The 16,876-nt window shown below is 61.5% G+C and carries 16 protein-coding genes; 12 read left to right on the forward strand and 4 right to left on the reverse strand.

Annotated features, from left to right (window positions below; all coding sequences use genetic code 11):
- Positions 1-78: 78 nt before the first annotated feature.
- Positions 79-717, reverse strand: coding sequence for a carbonic anhydrase (locus EEB12_RS11760; RefSeq protein ID WP_019746832.1), 639 nt, complete (start codon positions 715-717; stop codon positions 79-81).
- A gap of 228 nt (positions 718-945) precedes the next feature.
- Between EEB12_RS11760 and EEB12_RS11765 the strand changes: the two genes are divergently transcribed.
- The 10 genes from EEB12_RS11765 (at position 946) to EEB12_RS11810 (ending at position 10,743) form a co-directional block, all read left to right on the forward strand.
- A complete protein-coding gene (locus tag EEB12_RS11765) occupies positions 946-1,785 on the forward strand; it encodes an MlaE family ABC transporter permease (protein ID WP_020968384.1) in 840 nt (279 codons plus the stop codon).
- Positions 1,785-2,630: an MlaE family ABC transporter permease gene (locus tag EEB12_RS11770; RefSeq protein ID WP_141487803.1), complete on the forward strand. Its 846-nt coding sequence runs from the start codon at positions 1,785-1,787 to the stop codon at positions 2,628-2,630. The genes EEB12_RS11765 and EEB12_RS11770 overlap by 1 nt, the downstream gene beginning before the upstream one ends.
- On the forward strand, positions 2,627-3,811 hold the full coding sequence (locus EEB12_RS11775) for an MCE family protein (RefSeq protein ID WP_141487804.1): 1,185 nt from the start codon (positions 2,627-2,629) through the stop codon (positions 3,809-3,811). The genes EEB12_RS11770 and EEB12_RS11775 overlap by 4 nt, the downstream gene beginning before the upstream one ends.
- Complete coding sequence (locus tag EEB12_RS11780; protein ID WP_141487805.1) at positions 3,808-4,818, forward strand: MCE family protein; 1,011 nt, start codon at positions 3,808-3,810, stop codon at positions 4,816-4,818. Before EEB12_RS11775 ends, EEB12_RS11780 begins: the two co-directional genes overlap by 4 nt.
- On the forward strand, positions 4,815-5,807 hold the full coding sequence (locus tag EEB12_RS11785; protein WP_020906101.1) for an MCE family protein: 993 nt from the start codon (positions 4,815-4,817) through the stop codon (positions 5,805-5,807). The genes EEB12_RS11780 and EEB12_RS11785 overlap by 4 nt, the downstream gene beginning before the upstream one ends.
- On the forward strand, positions 5,804-6,883 hold the full coding sequence (locus tag EEB12_RS11790) for an MCE family protein (RefSeq protein ID WP_141487806.1): 1,080 nt from the start codon (positions 5,804-5,806) through the stop codon (positions 6,881-6,883). Before EEB12_RS11785 ends, EEB12_RS11790 begins: the two co-directional genes overlap by 4 nt.
- Positions 6,883-7,956 carry an MCE family protein gene (locus tag EEB12_RS11795; protein ID WP_141487807.1) on the forward strand — a complete coding sequence of 358 codons (1,074 nt, stop codon included), beginning with the start codon at positions 6,883-6,885 and terminating at the stop codon, positions 7,954-7,956. Before EEB12_RS11790 ends, EEB12_RS11795 begins: the two co-directional genes overlap by 1 nt.
- Complete coding sequence (locus EEB12_RS11800) at positions 7,953-9,191, forward strand: MlaD family protein (RefSeq protein ID WP_141487808.1); 1,239 nt, start codon at positions 7,953-7,955, stop codon at positions 9,189-9,191. The genes EEB12_RS11795 and EEB12_RS11800 overlap by 4 nt, the downstream gene beginning before the upstream one ends.
- Positions 9,188-9,727: a hypothetical protein gene (locus EEB12_RS11805; RefSeq protein WP_141487809.1), complete on the forward strand. Its 540-nt coding sequence runs from the start codon at positions 9,188-9,190 to the stop codon at positions 9,725-9,727. The genes EEB12_RS11800 and EEB12_RS11805 overlap by 4 nt, the downstream gene beginning before the upstream one ends.
- Positions 9,728-9,861: 134 nt before the next feature.
- Positions 9,862-10,743, forward strand: coding sequence for an A/G-specific adenine glycosylase (locus tag EEB12_RS11810; protein ID WP_021342801.1), 882 nt, complete (start codon positions 9,862-9,864; stop codon positions 10,741-10,743).
- On the opposite strand, the gene EEB12_RS11815 is transcribed toward EEB12_RS11810, so the two are convergent.
- A complete protein-coding gene (locus EEB12_RS11815) occupies positions 10,740-11,762 on the reverse strand; it encodes a hypothetical protein (RefSeq protein WP_258537502.1) in 1,023 nt (340 codons plus the stop codon). The two genes, EEB12_RS11810 and EEB12_RS11815, sit on opposite strands and share 4 nt — an antisense overlap.
- A gap of 70 nt (positions 11,763-11,832) precedes the next feature.
- A complete protein-coding gene (locus EEB12_RS11820; RefSeq protein WP_258537501.1) occupies positions 11,833-12,648 on the reverse strand; it encodes a hypothetical protein in 816 nt (271 codons plus the stop codon).
- A 383-nt stretch (positions 12,649-13,031) separates the two neighbouring features.
- Here EEB12_RS11820 and EEB12_RS11825 point away from each other — a divergent pair, with 383 nt between their 5' ends.
- A complete protein-coding gene (locus EEB12_RS11825; protein WP_141487812.1) occupies positions 13,032-15,650 on the forward strand; it encodes a helix-turn-helix transcriptional regulator in 2,619 nt (872 codons plus the stop codon).
- Positions 15,651-15,688: 38 nt separating this feature from the next.
- Positions 15,689-16,114, forward strand: a complete 426-nt coding sequence (locus EEB12_RS11830) for an HIT family protein (protein WP_133727737.1) — start codon at positions 15,689-15,691, stop codon at positions 16,112-16,114.
- Here the strand turns inward: EEB12_RS11830 and EEB12_RS11835 are convergent.
- Positions 16,099-16,836, reverse strand: coding sequence for an alpha/beta fold hydrolase (locus EEB12_RS11835; protein ID WP_029254422.1), 738 nt, complete (start codon positions 16,834-16,836; stop codon positions 16,099-16,101). The two genes, EEB12_RS11830 and EEB12_RS11835, sit on opposite strands and share 16 nt — an antisense overlap.
- Positions 16,837-16,876 lie beyond the last annotated feature (40 nt).

A 16,876-nucleotide genomic window follows, 5' to 3' on the forward strand; every position in this document is an offset into this window, starting at 1 on the left:
GCAGGGTCCACTAACCGTCAGCTGAGGCGGCGTGTCGGTACCCATTGTCTGCTACCGGGTATCACTGCCCCGAAAGATCTAACCCTCGACGGTCTCGACGCTCTCGCCGATGTCGCCGACCGCGCCCTGAACTCGCATGTGACCGTCGGACAATGTGTACGTGACGCCGACGATCGCGCACGCACCGTTGTCCACCTTGTCTGCGATGATCCGCGACCTCTGCATGATCAACGAGCCGGTCTCCACTACGTGTCGACCTTCGAGTTCGTCGACGGTGGACAAGCCTTCGTTGCGACCCATCAGGATGGAGGGAGCAACGCGCTCGACCACGCTGCGAATGAAGCCGTCGGGAACCGCACCCTTGTCCAGGGCGTCGAGCGTTGCCTTCACCGCACCGCAACCGTCGTGACCGAGGACGACGATGAGCGGCACGTTGAGCACGTGAACGGCGTACTCGATCGAACCGAGCACCGAATCGTCGAGCACGTGACCTGCCGTACGCACGACGAACATGTCGCCGAGGCCCTGATCGAAGATGATCTCGGCGGCAACGCGCGAATCACCGCAACCGAACAGCACCGCGGTGGGGTGCTGCCCATCGACGAGCTTCGCGCGATCGGCGATTCCCTGGCTGGGGTGAATGGACGCGTCGTTGACAAATCGCTCGTTGCCTTCGCGAAGGGACTTCCAAGCGGAAATGGGGCTTGATCGTGGCATTCACTCATTGTGCACCCGTCGCATTTCGGACTCTCGCCGGGAAGGTTGCGTAGACGCAAACGGAAGCTCCGCGTCCACATTCACGCCTTGTGATGGCGTGCCCGAATTGGAACTTACTTCAGAGTCAGTTTCCTGATACCGTCTCCGAACGTGACCTGGAGCACTTCGACCTTCCGAGTGTGATCGAAGAAACCCGACCAGAACGATTCGGCCGGAAAGGGGGATGGCGTGAGCACTGAAGTTGGAACAACCGGGGACGCAACGCCTGCCTCCCCCGCCAAGACGAACATGTTCTCGAACCTGCTGTCCGAGATCGGACTGCTGTTCACCTTCACCGTTCGCGTATGCGTCGCCGCTTTCACAACTCTGCGACACAAGCGCCTCGCCTGGCGTGAAGCGCTCGACCAGATGTGGTTTCTCGCCCACGTCACCTCGGTCGCTTCGGCACTGGTGATGATTCCCCTCGGCGTGGGCGTAGCTCTCCAGATCGGTTCGCTCGCAGACCAAATCGGCGCGGGTTCATACAGCGGTGCAGTCGTCGCGTTCCTCATCATCGGACAGGCCGGACCGCTGGTCTGCGCCCTGATCATCGCCGGCGTCGGCGGTTCCGCAATCTGCGCAGATTTGGGAGCGCGCACGATCCGCGAAGAGATCGATGCGCTCGAAGTACTGGGCCTGCCGGTGTTGGAACGCCTGGTCGTGCCGCGGATGATCGCAATTGCCGTCGTCTGCCTCCTGCTGAATTCGATAGTTCTCGTGATCGGTTTGGGCGCAAGCCTCTTCGTTCACGTCCTGATACTCGACGGCAACGCACAGAGCTTCCTGCGCAATCTTGTTCAATTCAGTCAACCGAGCGACTTCGTCGTCTCTGGTATCAAAGCCGTTGCCTTTGCTCTCATCTCGGGAATCGTGGCCTGCTACAAGGGCCTGACCGTTAAGCGCGGAGCTCAAGGCGTCGGCGACGCAGTCAACGAGACCGTCGTGCTCTCGTTTGTCCTCGTGTTTGTCGCCAACCTCGCAATTACCCAGTTCTACCCGCTGTTCGTCTCGGTGAAGGGTGCCTACTGATGCACCTGCCCATCGCAATTCGTGCCAAGCGGGCCAGTTCGCGCACCGTCGACGGTCTGAGTCGACTCGGCGATCAGTTCACGTTCCACGCGCGTGTCATCACCTCGATTCCGGCAACCCTCAAGCGATATTGGCGTGAAGTCGCCCGTCTCGTCGCCCAGGTGGCATTCGGTTCGGGCACCCTGCTCGCCGGCGGCGGCAGCGTCGTCGTGATCTTCGCGATCTCGTTCTTCGCAGGTTCCCAGATCGGACTCGAGGGCTACCGCGGACTCAACCTCGTCGGCCTCGCACCGCTGTCCGGCGTGATGTCCGCCATCGCGAATACTCGTGAGGTCGCACCACTCGTTGCCGCAATCACCTTGACTGCCAAGGTCGGAACTGGATTCACCGCGCAGCTCGGAGCCATGCGGATCTCCGAGGAAATCGACGCACTCGAAGTCATGGCGATTCCCTCGCTGCGATACCTGGTCACCACCCGAATGATCGCGGCGCTCATCGCGGTGGTCCCGCTGTACCTGGTCGGCCTGTTTGCTTCGTACATGGCAACGGCGCTTGCGGTGATCCGGGTCAAAGGCCAGTCGGAGGGAACATACGGCTACTACTTCAGTCTTTTCCTCTCTCCCAACGACATCTGGTTGTCCTTGATAAAAGTCATGGTGTTCGCGGTCGTCGTGACCCTCGTGCACTGCTACTACGGTTATACCGCGACGGGCGGACCTGAAGGCGTCGGGCGAGCAGCCGGGCGAGCGCTGCGCACCAGCATCGTCTTCCTGGCCTTCACCGACGTCGCCATGACCATCGCGCTCTGGGGACTCAAACCTCAGGTGCCCGGGTTGACCGGATGATCGTCACGGGTACCAGTCGAATTGCACTGGCACTGCGTGGTTTACTTGCGATAGTCCTGCTGATCGTCGCCTACGTCTTCTTGTTCAGCAGGGGCACGGACACGTTCAGTTCCACACCGCAGGTCAGTGCTGTCGTCCCTGCCAGCGCCGGTGCGCTGCGAGTCGGATCCTCGGTTCAGTACCGCGGCGTCGTCGTCGGTTCGGTCGCCGACATCGAGCCTGGCACCACCGCTTCCACCATCTCACTCGCAATCGACGAGGGTGCATTCGAAGACATACCGTCGACAAGTCAGGTGCGGCTGATGCCCCTCAACATCTTCGGCGACTTCTTCGTGGACCTGATTCAACCTGACGGTCTCTCGCGCGGTCCTGCTCTCGCGCCGGGTACCGAGTTGGCATCAGATCAGTCCGAAGTCGCGGTCCAGCTCTACCAATCGATCTCACGGATCTACTCGCTCGTTTCTTCCCTCGACCCCGCCGACATCAACGTGGCACTCACGGCAGTCTCGGATGCGATGAGCGGCAAGGGAAACCAGATCGGTGAGTCTCTCGATTCAGTCCACCAAGCGTTGGTCGGTGCGCAGCCCGTCATCGACGGACTCGGTGACGACCTCGACGACATAGCCACGCTCGCCGACAGTCTCTCGACGAGTGCGCCCGACATGCTCGCCGCATTCGAGAACTCCATCACCACATCCAAGACCGTCGTCGAGAAATCCGACGGATTGGCGGGGCTTCTGCGAGCAGGCACCAGCACTGGATCTGCTGCCACGAGTCTGATCGGCGACAATCGCGACCGCCTGATCACCTTGGTCGACGACGCCGATTCCCTCACCGGTGCAATCACTTCGCGGCCGGACCACATCACCACCTTCTACAACGGCCTGCGCAATCTCACGATCAAACTCCCGCCCGCATTGGCGCACGGTCCCTGGCTCAGCACTGACTTGCGTCTGTCTGTCACAGATCTGTATCCGTACGGAAAGACCGACTGCCCACAATACGACGGGACCCGCGGCCCCAACTGCCCTGCCGCCGCGACCGCGTTCGGCGGAACCGTCGGCCCGGTCGGCAGCCCTGCCGAACAATCCCTGATCTCAGCTATCACCCAGGGCGGTACAGCTTTGGACACTCTCGTGGCGGGGCCGGTATTTCGCGGCACGACGGTGGTGGGCGGATGAGCGTGAAGAAATCGCTGATCAGGTTCGGACTGTTTGCCGCGCTGTCGATTCTCGCCACCGTGGTCGTGGTGAGCACTCTGATCAACCCAGTCTCCGGGTCTAGTTCGCAGTACCGGGCCGTCTTCGTCAATGCCTCCGGCCTGGTCACCGGCAGCGATGTTCAGATCGCCGGGGTGCGAGTAGGGCGCGTCGACAGCGTCGAGTTGGTGAACAACCAAGCCGTCGTCGGCTTCGAACTCGAATCTACACAACGTATTCCGACCGACGGTCGGGCTGTGGTGAGGTATGCAGATCTGCTGGGGGCACGGACGATCTCGATCGAACCCGGACAGGGCGAACTCGTAGCCGGCAACTACCTCTCCCCCGGAGCCACAATTCCCGTGGAACAGACTCAGCCGGCGATCGACCTCACCGACATCCTCGGCGGTTTCCGTCCCCTGTTCGACGCACTTGACCCCGCAGAAGTCAACAAGCTTGCCGCACAAGTCGTCCAGGTATTCCAAGGACAAGGTTCCACCATCGAAAGCCTGCTGGAGCGCACAGTTGCCGTCACCGAGAACTTGACGTCCCGAGACGCGATCTTGGACCAACTACTGACCAACCTCGACCGGGTACTCACCGTCACGACGACGAATCGACCCAACTTCGTCGAGATGATCAACACGCTCGACACGCTGGTAGGCGGTTTGGCACAGGATCGCCAACAGATCTCGGCCGCAGTTGATTCCGCAGGTGCCATGACTTCTTCCCTTCAGGACTTGGTGACGCGCGTGGAACCGGACTTGGCTGGCGCGCTGACTTCGATCGATCAGTCGGCCAGCGTCGTCGTCGACAATCGTGAGTCGCTGGCGACCGGTATCACCGCTTTCGATCAACTGTTCACCCAATTGGGAATCGCAATGAGCTACGGCAGTTGGGCGAACATCTACATCTGTAACTTCCGGCTCAGCGCGCTGGACCAATCGGTGACTCTCGGCGGCCCCGAGCGTTCGGCGGTGTGCCGATGAACTGGCTCACCGTCAAGAACCCGGTCCGCAACGGAATGATCTGCATTCTCGTCGGAGTCTGTGTCGTTCTGGCCGCACTCGTTGTCCCTCAATTGATCTTGAAGGTCAAGACCAACGAGTACAACGCCGTGTTTGCCAACGCCACCGGATTGACGCAGGACGATCCGGTCAACGTCGCGGGAGTCCCGAGCGGGGTGGTCACCTCGTTGGCGGTCAGCGGCAACTCCGTTGAAGTCACCTTCCGACTCGACGACGGCGTCACTCTCGGCGAAAACTCGCGCGCGGACATCAAGATCTCGACTCTGCTCGGCCGACGCTCGCTCGACATCACTCCGAACGGATCGCGCTCGTTACCCGGAGGTTCGACCATTCCCATCGAGAACACGAGTGTTCCGTTCACCCTCGACGATCTCGGACGAGGAGCACAATCCACTTCGGAAAACCTTGATCTGCAACAACTGCGAAACATGCTGACCGTGGTGTCCGACAACTCACCGGACGATCCCGAGCTCATTCGCCGCTCGCTCGAGGGAATCGACGCACTCTCCGGAGTAGTCAACGACAACGACGTTGCGCTCCGTTCCCTTCTCACCGGAGCGCAGCAGACGACCGCAACACTGATCGAGCAGAAGGACACTCTGGAAACCCTTCTGGGAAATGCGGACCTGGTGATGGCCACGATCGCCGACCGGCGAGATGTGCTGAATGCGCTTGTACAAGACCTCAATCAGTTGAGCACCACACTTGCCCAGTTCCTGGGTGACAACCAGGCATTGGTCGACTCGGTCATGGGAGACATCCACGAGGTGACGGGAGTTCTTTCCGAGAACGAACAATCACTGACCACGTTGCTCGACAACTTCGCCCCCAGCGTTCGGTACGTCACCAATGCGACCGGTAACGGCAACTGGCTCGACCTCAACTCGCCCTCCACCCTCATCCCGGACAACTGGTTGTGCGTCGTCGGGCTCGTTCAGGGGTGTCGATGACCACGACCGTCAAGAAGCTCGCCGTGCTGGCAGCGATAATGATCTGCGCGATCGGTGCGGTCCTGTTCGTCACGCGTGACGAACACCAACTCACTCTCACTGCCGAATTCACCTCGACCGACGCCATCTTCACCGGCAACACGGTGACTATTCTGGGAGTTCCCGGCGGGAGGGTCGAGAGCGTCACGCCGGAAGGGTCCCGGGTACGAGTGGCGATGAGCCTGCCATCCGGAACACGCATACCGGCCGACGCGCAGGCCTGGGTCCTGTCTCCTTCGGTCATCAGTGACCGCACGATCGAACTCGGCCCCGGCTACGAGGACGGTGAGTTCCTCGTGGACGGCGCAGTGATCCCTCTCGAACGAACTCACTCCCCTCTCACATGGGACCAGCTCACCGCATCGGTGAACGAACTGACGGTGGCGCTCGGCCCTGGCGCGGACGGCGGTGGGATCGGTGACCTCATCGGAGAAGGCGCCCACGCGTTGGACGGCAACGGGCAAGCATTCAACGATGCCGTTCGGTCCATCTCACAGGCTAGTTCGGTACTGGCGGGTGCAAGTCCCGACATCTCCGAACTCGTGAAGAACCTGAACACCCTCGTGCAGTTGATCGCGGACAACCAGACCAAGGTCGACTCGCTGTCGAATTCGGTGACAGTCACCGCCCGCGCGTTCAGTACCCAGCGAGAAGACATCAGCGGGGCGCTCGATTCCCTGACCACGTTGCTCGGACAGGTCTCAGCGCTACTCGCCGAACACGGCGAGGCGGTCACCGCCGATCTGGGTGCGCTCGCACAGTTGGCCGGTGCAGTCGCGACCAAACAGGACCAACTGCGCGAGATCATCGAAACGGCACCAACGGGATTCGAGAACGTCGCCAACCTCGTCACCGAAGAAGGCCGAGCCAGAGCGCGATTGAACGTCGCCACCGATCTCTCACAGTTCGACACGACGCGAGAACTGTGCGAGAAGATGCCGATTCCGCTGTGCACCGGGCCTGGGATCGTCAATCCCATCGAATTTCCTTCGGCAGGCAGCTCCGACCTGGCACGCATCCTCGGTGGGGGCAACTGATGGCGTCGAACAAGTCCGTGGTGAGCGTTGTCGTGGCACTTGTCATCGCGGCGCCGTTGACCGGCTGCAGTCTCAACTTCCAGCACCTCCCCCTCGGGCGCAGTCTGCCAGGAGAGTCGTACCCGCTGAACATGGAATTCGTCGATGCGTCATTACTCCCCGTCGGCGGCGAGGTGCGGATCGGCCAGGCAGTGGTCGGCAGAGTCACGTCGATGAGCGCGGAAACATTTGCAGCCGTAGTACATACAGAAATTGAATCGGACATCGAACTACCCGTCGGCACTCGCGCTCGGATCGAGCTGTCCACCCCGATCGGCGACGCATTTGTCAACCTCGAAGTTCCGGTCGATCCAACGGACCCCAGGCTCGAACCAGGTTCCACCATCGCGCGATCGGAGACCGTGCGCGGACCCGATGTCGCACAACTGCTCGGCGCCGTCGGAACTCTGTTGAACGGCAGTGGGTTGGCGCAGGTCAAGAACATCGTCAGTGAGGCTGATCAGATTCTCGACGGCAGGGAAGAGACGATCCGCGATCTGCTTGCGCGCCTTGACACTTTTCTCGGAACACTTGACGACCGAAAGGAATCGATCAATTCGGCACTGAATTCCCTGAACCGGCTCAGCGCTCTGATCGGTGACGAGAGCGCCACCATCGACGAAGGCTTGCGAACACTCACACCCGCATTGGGCGTGATCGCCGACCAACGACAACCGCTCCTCGATCTTCTCGACGAAACCGATCGGCTCAGTACCGCAACCAATTCCGTGCTCGACCAGTCGGCCGACCAGATTTCCGAGATCACCGGACGACTGTCACCCATCCTCGACCAGTTCTCGGCAATGGGCCCGACTCTGAGTGAGACCATGTCCAACCTGGACAACGCGAGAGTGCTCCTCGAGCGCGCCAGCCCAGGTGATTACGTGAACATCGACCTCGACGTCGATGTCGAGGGCACCGTGACCGGGGTGCTCAACGAGATAATTCCGGGCGCCGCACCGCCACTGCCACCTCTGCCCGCCTCCGATCGGGAACTGCCGATCACGACACCCCTGCAAGGAGGAACGCGATGAAGAACCGAACCGTCTATTTCGAGATCGTCGCCTTTCTCCTCATCGCGGTGGTCAGCACGACGTATGTGCTCCGACAAGTAGGTGCCGGAGATCCCTTCACCGGAACATTCTCGGTCACCGTCGACTTGGAGAACGCGGCCGGAATCGCTCCGGGTTCGGAAGTGGCCTATCGCGGAGTCACCGTCGGCGACGTCGAGTCGGTGGAGGTGGACTCTGCCCAGGACCTCGTCGTGATGACGTTGAGCATCGCCGCCGACCAACAGATCCCCAACGATTCGCATGTGGCCATCAGCCAGGACACCGCCGTTCCGGTATTGAAAGTTCAGTTGTCCTCGCAGACCGACGGCGGCCCGTATCTGGTTGAAGGTTCGGTTGTTCCGACTGAGCGCACTTCGATCCCGGTCGCGTTGGGAACCGTGATTGCGAATTTCAACGCTGCTGCCGACACCGTCGATCCGGCAGATCTGCGTACCCTCTCGCACGAACTCGGTGAGGGATTGAACGGATTGGGTCCGGATCTGCAGGCGCTCGTCGACAACTTCGACGTGCTCGCGCGCACTGTCCAAGCGAATCAACCGCGTGTCAACACACTCGTCGAGAACTCGCGCTCACTGTTCACTGCGAACGAGGAAAATGTTGACGCTCTTCCCGAAGTTGCACTCACACTTCGCCAATTGACAGATCAGGTACGAAACTCCGATCCGCAACTGCGCACACTCCTCGATCGAAGCCCGAGTGTTCTCGACAATCAGATACTGCCTCTCATCGAACAGAGTCGTGAGCCGTTCAGTCTGCTGTTGGCCAATTCTCTCGTCTCCACTCAGATCGTCACTGCACGGATGCCCGCCGTCGATGCCTTGTTGGTGGTGGTGCCCAAAGGATTCGAGAAGTTCGGAAGTATCGTCAAAGACGGACGGGCACAGCTTGATCTGATCACAGCACTCGGACCGGTCTGTATCTACGACACGCCCCGGCGATCGGTACAGGACACCTCACCGACCACGCTCGACAAGAACCAACACTGCGCGGACCAGTCGGGCCGGATCCAGAATCGCGGTTCGCAGAACGTCCCCACCGGAGCTGGAACGATCGACGGGGTTGCCGAATACGATCCTGCCCTCGGCACAGTTGCGACCGGTGACGGAACGTCGATTCGTCTGGGCCTCAACGGTGGTCAGAACACCGTTCTCGGTGACAACTCGTTTGCCGCACTACTAGTACAAGGAACGCAATGACCGAGACACCCCAACCCCAGACCCCCGAGAGTCCGACACCCACAATCGCCGAAAAGCCCAAGAGGCTTCGCAAGCAGACCTTGCTGATCGTTGCCGGCGTCCTGGTCGTGGTCGCGGCGCTCGGATGGGGCGCATTCGCGACCTGGCAGAAATCGGCCGACGAAGACGCGCGTACCAGCGCACTGGACAGCGGACGGCAATTCGCCACTGATCTTGCGACGTACAACTTCCAGAACCTCGATCAGAATCTTTCCGTGGTGCGTGACAACTCTGTCGGTGAGTTCGCCGGTCAGTACGCCCAGGTGGCAGCCAACCTGCAGAACATGATCGTGCAGTATCAGGCGACCTCGTCCGCTCAGATCATTTCAGCCGGGCTGGCGAGCAGTGATCGCGACAACGCCGAGGTGCTCGTGTTCCTCGATCAGACGATCACCAATACCAACTCCCCCGATCCGAGGATCGACCGTAACCGCATGCAACTTTCTCTGGTCCGCGAGGACGGCGAGTGGAAACTGAGTAACGTGCAGTTGTTGTGACTCGAAGGTCTGGCGTCACAGGCAGCCGTGTCGGTGACTGCCGATAAAGTAGCCCCCACAAGTCGACGTGTCCTTCGTCGACCAGGAGCACAGGTTCGAGGAGTGTGTCGGTAGCAGTGGCAGTGGCAGTGGCAGTGGCAGTGGAATCTTCGGTGCTGCTGAAGTGGTACTCCGAGACGGCTCGTGACCTGCCGTGGCGACGCGAGGGCGTCAGTGCCTGGCAGATCCTGATGAGCGAGATCATGCTCCAGCAGACGCCGGTGGTGCGCGTTGCGCCCATCTGGGAAGAGTGGGTGGAGCGCTGGCCGGTACCGTCGGCGATGGCAGCGTCGAGTCAGGCAGAAGTGCTTCGCGCGTGGGGCAAACTCGGTTACCCGCGACGCGCGCTGCGGTTACACGAATGCGCGGGCGTCCTGGCCGCCGAGCACGGTGACGTGGTGCCGGAAGACGTCGACACCCTGCTCTCCCTACCGGGAATCGGTTCGTACACCGCCCGCGCCGTGGCGTGCTTCGCCTACGGACAGCGAGTGCCGGTGGTGGACACCAACGTACGACGCGTGGTTGCGCGAGCCGTCCACGGCAATGCGGAACCCGGCAATCCGTCCAACACGCGAGACCTCGCCGACGTCGCGGCGCTGCTGCCACGGACACGAGCGCGCGCCGCCACCTACAGCGCCGCTCTCATGGAACTCGGTGCACTGATCTGCACTGCGCGGACGCCGAACTGCGCGAACTGCCCTTTGCCGAACTGCGCGTGGGTCGCTTCGGGCAAACCGGCACACACCGGACCGCCCAAGAAGGTGCAGAAGTTCGCGGGCACCGATCGCCAAGTTCGTGGAAAATTGATGGCCGTTCTGCGCGAGAGCCACCGTCCGGTCGAACGCGCGCAACTCGACATCGTCTGGCCGACCGATCCTGGTCAGCGTGACCGCGCACTACATTCCTTGTTGGTCGACGGACTGGTCGAGCAGACCGATGACGGCCTGTTTGCACTGGCTGGAGAAGGTACGCCCTAGCCCACTCGCACCGGGTCGCATGCTTCTGCTGGTTCGACGGTCTGGGGTGGTGCAACTTCAGGATCCGAACGCCGAAACGCAGCGGGAACGACGGGTACCACCGGGTCGCAAGGCGGGAGCGTCAGGATCGGTAGGGCCGCTCCGGACGGTGGCCCGCTCGTCGGGTTCGCCGGCTCGGCGCCGACGTTCGGGCGATCAGTGGACACCGCTCGCGACCCGTCCGGCGACAGAGCGATCAGCAATCCCGTCAGCATGAGCAGGAGCGGCAGCACTATCGCCGCCGCCCACCGGATTCTGTTGACGGGCTGAACAGCCGCGCCGCCAGCGGACCTGACCTCGCTCCCCCGATCGGCCGCCACCAGCGCAGCGCCTATCGCCAGTTGGGCGCGCTCGCCGAGATACAGGAAGCCGAGCCCTACCGATTCGGCGGCTTCGGCGGACAACTGCCGTGACTCTTCCTTGCCGAGCATGGCGACGAGCATCTTGGGCACGGGGTTTCGTTCAGCGACGAGCAGGTCCAATGTCGCAGCAAATGTCGAGCTGTCTGTAAGCAACTCGGCGGTTGCGTAACGGTGCGCCGAGTCCACGACGCCGGCGCTCGGATCGATGGCAGCGATCACAGTCTCACCGCCGTCCGGCCAGAATGCGAGAATCGGCGAAACACCATTCAGGGCGTCGACCGTCCGCAAGTAGGCAAGGCGAGCGTCCAGACCGTTGACCAACTCGATGTTCTCGAAAGTGCTGGAGGACAATGAATCCGGGACAAATTCGCGCACGTCCGCGCGCTCGCACATCACTCCGACGACGGTGGGGCACAGGTTCGAGCGCAGGGCCCGACCGGTGGCGACCTCGGCAGCGGAGGCGAGCGCGCGTGCCGACGCTTGCGCAGAGGGAACAGTCCCGTTCGCGCCCCACGGATGACGGAACTCGTCGATCGAGCCCAGAAGGGGTGTGTCCGCATCTACGAGAGCTGTTGAAATGGAATTGTTTTCGAATACCACGCCCAGGCTTTCACGCACTGGATCCTCCATTGACTGTTTCCAACTGGTTCTGAACTGTTTCAGGTGTTGCTATCACTGTGGAGCTGTATCAGAACGTCAGGCCACCGACCGCCATTGCGCCTGGTTCCAACACCACGTCCACCGGCGCTCGGCCGTCGACCGTGACGCGATACGTCCCCGGCAGGAGTCCGGCAAACGAGAAGCGACCCTCGAACGGTTTCACCGTCCGCGCTGTCGCGTGCCCGCATTGATCGACGCCGTTGATCACCACCGCCTCCGAGATGCCCGACGTCACCAGACCTGAGATCCGACCATCTGCCGAGACAGCTGTCCCCTGGTCTCTCCGACCACCAACAGAATTCCCTTGTGGATCACACACTCCCGGGGTGGTCGCCACCCGCACGGTGACATCGTCCGACCGCACGCGAGCCGCCCCTCGATCTGCGGTGACCAGTGCAGCAATCGATAGACCGTCGGCGTCTTCCCGCTTTCCCGCAGTCATCGTCGCTGTCCGGGTGAAGTACCGGTCCGCTTCCAGATTGCCTATCAGGCAATGTAACCCGAACTCGTCGACACCCGAGCCGTCTCCGCAGTAGTCAGGCACGGACGGTAGAACGAAACCTCGAGGCACCGGAAGCTGCACGACCACGTCCGAGAGCGGGTTGCCCCGGACGCCGATGTCTACGACATACGTCACCGGATCACCCTCTCGGACAATGCCGTTGGACGGCCCGGTATCGAGCCCTGGACCGTCACCGGGGTCGAACGGCGGCGCACCGTCAATCGCCGTCAACTCGACTGTGAAGGGAGAAGCGGACTCTCCCTCGGCTGCCAATCGAACATCCGACTGCATCGGTAGCACACCGAGCGCAGCTGCGCCGACAAGTAACACTCCTGTCACCACGACTACGCCTCGCACTCTTCGGGCGCACGCTCTCGGTCGGAGTCGGACCGTAACCGCCTTCGACCACACCACTGACAGACGAGTTCTCACGACGCTCCTTCGATGGCCGACCCTCGGGGCCCGGTCGGGCACTCTCGACTAGATTTGGCGAATCCCGAGCTACGTTCAATAGAAGTCGCTCGAGGGACTCGAAAGCCAATGGTGACGGCATGATTATGTGGGTGAACTTCTTTCACCCGGGGTGAAGTCGCGGGTGAATTGCCCGGGATGACACGCTCTGGATTCGCACCAGCTACGCTCCTCCCTGTAGATAGATGGATCGAGACAATCCGCCCAAATCCGCCAATTAGCGTGGGGCGTGAAAGCAGAAAGGGTCCGCGTTGATGTTCGGGAGGGACGGCCACGACTGGGCAGCTATTCCCGAAAGGCGCACTCTCACCGAGTCGATTCCTCGGCAAGCACTGTTCGCGAAACTGGATCGACGCGCCGCTCTGACCGTCGTCCGTGCACCGAACGGCCACGGGAAATCGTCGTTGATCGCATCGTGGCTGCGCGCCCATCTGGCATCCGAACGAATACTCGTCTGGGTCTCGGCCCCACAGCCCTCGTCGACACTCGAAGATTTCTGGGCCGTTGTCCTCGATCGAATCCACGCTGCCGGAATCGCACTGCCCGACGTCGACGATCTCGCCGATCCTTTCACCGCTGCCGCCAAATCCCTGAACGCCCTCAGCCGCCCCGTGCTGCTCGTGCTGATCAGGCCGGATCTGATATCGGAACCAGAGTTGGACGATCAGTTGATCGATCTCCTCACCCTCTGCCACAACCTGGACCTCGTGGTCACGCTCTCGGGATTCGGCATGTTCGCCGAGCCATACCTTCTCGACACGGATCACGAGGTCATCGGCGCCGATGAGCTGTTGTTCACGACATCCGATACCGCCCAATTGCTGGAACAGGCGGGGGTGCGCACGGCTGAAGGTGATGCAGAACAAATCACATCCCTGACGGGTGGGCTGCCCGCATTGGTTCGCGCCGCAGTCGCCGCCGTCAGGGACTCACGTAACAGCAACCGTGAGCGAGAGATCAAAACGAACACCGCGCAAGCGATAGACGATTACGTGACTGATTCCGTTCTCGCCACCACTGAGCGCCTAAAGCAACATGAGTTCCTACTCGCGACCGCCTTTGGTCGATCGATCACCGTCGGCGTCGCCACAATGCTGTTCGAGTCCCAGCGCCCTGACACTGCCGAAACCGTTCATGAGATCCGCTCGCGGCTGGTGACGCTGGAGACAGCCGGCTTGTTGTCGCGCGTCGAGGCCGAAGCCGACGAAACATGGGAATTGCCTCCCGCCATTCGACGATCGCTACTCGCGCACCACACTCGCGTGGGAATCGATCCGTCGCAACGTCTTTCATTCCTCGCTCACAATCGACTCGACAACGGTCATCACGCGTCGGCGCTGGACTACGCGGTCGAGGCACAGAACTGGACCCTGGCAGTAGACATCGTCGAACAACATTGGGTGACGATGATCGTGCATAACCTGGACTCGGTTCGCTCCGCCCTCCAACGGATTCCGGCGGAAGCTGCCGACAAGCACTCTGCCGTTGAGGCCGGGCGTGCCTTGTTCACGATGCATCCGAGCAAGCGATCCACGGTAGTCGACTTGCTACCCGAATCGCCGGCCGAACTGTGGGAACTCGGCGCCCAACCCAGCGCGAAGGACGCCTTGAGCATCGCCTGCGTTCAATCGATCATGCTCAGGATGGCCGGTGAATACGGGCTCTCGGCAGAGACCACCAGGCGGCTGTCTCACCTCAGCCGCAGTGCGCTGGAAAACAATCCGGAAGCGGTCAGCGCACAACTCCCCCTGATGCGACTTCAATGGGCGATCAATTTTCAATTGAGCGGCAGGTTCACCGAATCCACGATCAAGGCTCGAATGGCATACAACGGCGCCCTGTCTCACGGAGTCGACTTCATCGCTCGCAACTCTGCGGGTAGTGCCGCCCTGAATTGGGCTTTGGCAGGTGAGCCGCGGCAGGCCAGACACTGGTTCGAACTCGAACAGAAGCATCCTGACCCCGGGGGCTGGCTCGAACCTGTAGTCAAGATCGCCGGCTTGACGGCACGGGCTCTCGCCGCTCTCGACACACTCGACTTCGGTGACGCACGTATCGCACTGACCGACCTCGGCGTTCCGTCCGACACCGAGGAGCTATGGGCGTTCGTCGTCTATGCGCACAGCCAATTCGCCCTGACTCAGAGCAGTGCATCTTCCGCTCTGTCCTTGCTCCACAACGCGATTGGAGTGCATTCCAAGCAGTACACGGCCACGTCTTTCGCGCTTCCTCTGCTGCAATCCGCAGAAATCGATCTCCTGCTCGCACTCGGCGAGGGAAACAAGGCGACGGCTCTGGCCAAGGAAATTGCCGATCCTGCAGCCAACCCGTGGACGCTCGCGTCGGTGGCGCGTTTACGTCAGCGAATCGGCCAGAACGAGGCCGCTGTGGCGCTGTGCCATCAGTTCGACTGGTCTGGCGAATCCTATCCGCGGGCACAGATGGAATCGCTTCTGGTGCAAGCGGTTGCACACTCCGAGCTGGGTGAGCCACGCCTCGCCTCTCAGGAGTGGTCCAGAGCGTGCAGTATCGCGGACCAAACCGGACTTCTGCGTCCGTTCGCGACCATCGGATCGGCGGACGTCGAGAAACTCGAATCGATGGCAGTAACAAAATCGCGTGCACTCGCCGAGTTCTCGAAAAGGGCTCCTGCGGAATCATTTCCGGGATCCGTACGTATCGTGGAGCTGACCGAACGCGAACAGAAGGTCCTCTCACTCCTGGCGCTCGGCATGGGGTCGGCCGCGATGGCCGACAAACTGTACGTGTCCGTCAACACCGTCAAGACTCAACTGCGCACTCTCTACAAGAAGCTCGACGCACACAATCGAAACGAAGCGATCACGAAGGCACGTCAGCTGCACCTCCTGTAGTCCCGGGTCGGATCTGATTCGGACTACATTCTGTAGGCATGAGCACCGATACCTGTGTCTTCTGCAAGATCGTCGCGCTGACCGAGCCGGCGATTCTCGTCCACGAGAGCGAGACGACTCTTGCATTTCTCGACGCCCGACCGGTGACTCGCGGACACACCCTGGTGGTCCCCAAGCGTCATGCAGAAAACCTCGATGCTCTCGAAAGCCACGAGGGCGCAGAGATGTTCCGCGTCGGCACGCTCATCGCCGGAGCTCTACGCCGCTGCGACATCGCCGCTGACGGAGTCAACTTTCTGGTCAACGACGGGCGTGCCGCGGGGCAAACCGTGTTCCACTCGCACCTCCACGTCGTCCCCCGCCATCGCGGCGACAAGGCGAAGTTCGCTGCCGGACTCCTGGCCAGGCGAGCCGTCGAACTGGAGCAGGTGGGCGCGTCGATCCGCAGTCAGCTCACCGTCTGAAGGAATTCCGTCACCACTTCGCGATAGCGCTGCGGTTGATCGTCGTGAACCAGGTGGCCTGCATCGGCAATACGTACGTACCGAGTTCCCGGCCTCTCGGCCATCTCTCGCATCTGTCCCTCGGGGGTGATGGTGAACTCTCCCTCGATCAGCAAGGTCGGCACGTCGATCGCCTTCCACTGATCCCAGAAATGCCTCGTGCCCCACTCCTCCGAGATGTCGCGGAAGGTCGACACCTCGCCGTGCAGGTACCACCCGTCGTCGCGGCGGTCGAAAGAGTCGAGAAAGTACTGGCCGGCGACGGGCCCGAAGAATTCCTTCATCGCGTCCTCGGAAGCAAACGGCTGCGGCCACGCCGAGATCATCTGAGCCCAATCCGCGGCGGTGCGTCCGCGAAAATCCGGAGCCATGTCTTCGAGGACCAGTGCACAAACCTTTTCGGGATGCGATGCGGCGAAGCACCACGCGTGCAGAGCCCCCATCGAATGGCCGATCACGATCATCGGCTCCTCGATGGACGCAACGGCAGATGCCAGGTCGTCGACGAATGCCTCGGTGGTCAGCTCTGACGGCGCGGGCCGGCCGTGACCGGCGGCGTCGAACGTGTAGACGTGGCCGAACTCGCGGATCCACGGCACCTGGCGTCGCCACGTCCTCGAGCTGCCCATGAGGCCGTGCAACAACAGAATCGGTTGTCCTGTTCCACCTTCGTCATGCAACACGAGTGTCACGGTACGCGGTGAAGGTGCGCGGGTAATGTCG

This window comes from Rhodococcus sp. WS1 (assembly GCF_003797745.1).
Taxonomy (GTDB): Bacteria; Actinomycetota; Actinomycetes; order Mycobacteriales; family Mycobacteriaceae; genus Rhodococcus_F; species Rhodococcus_F erythropolis.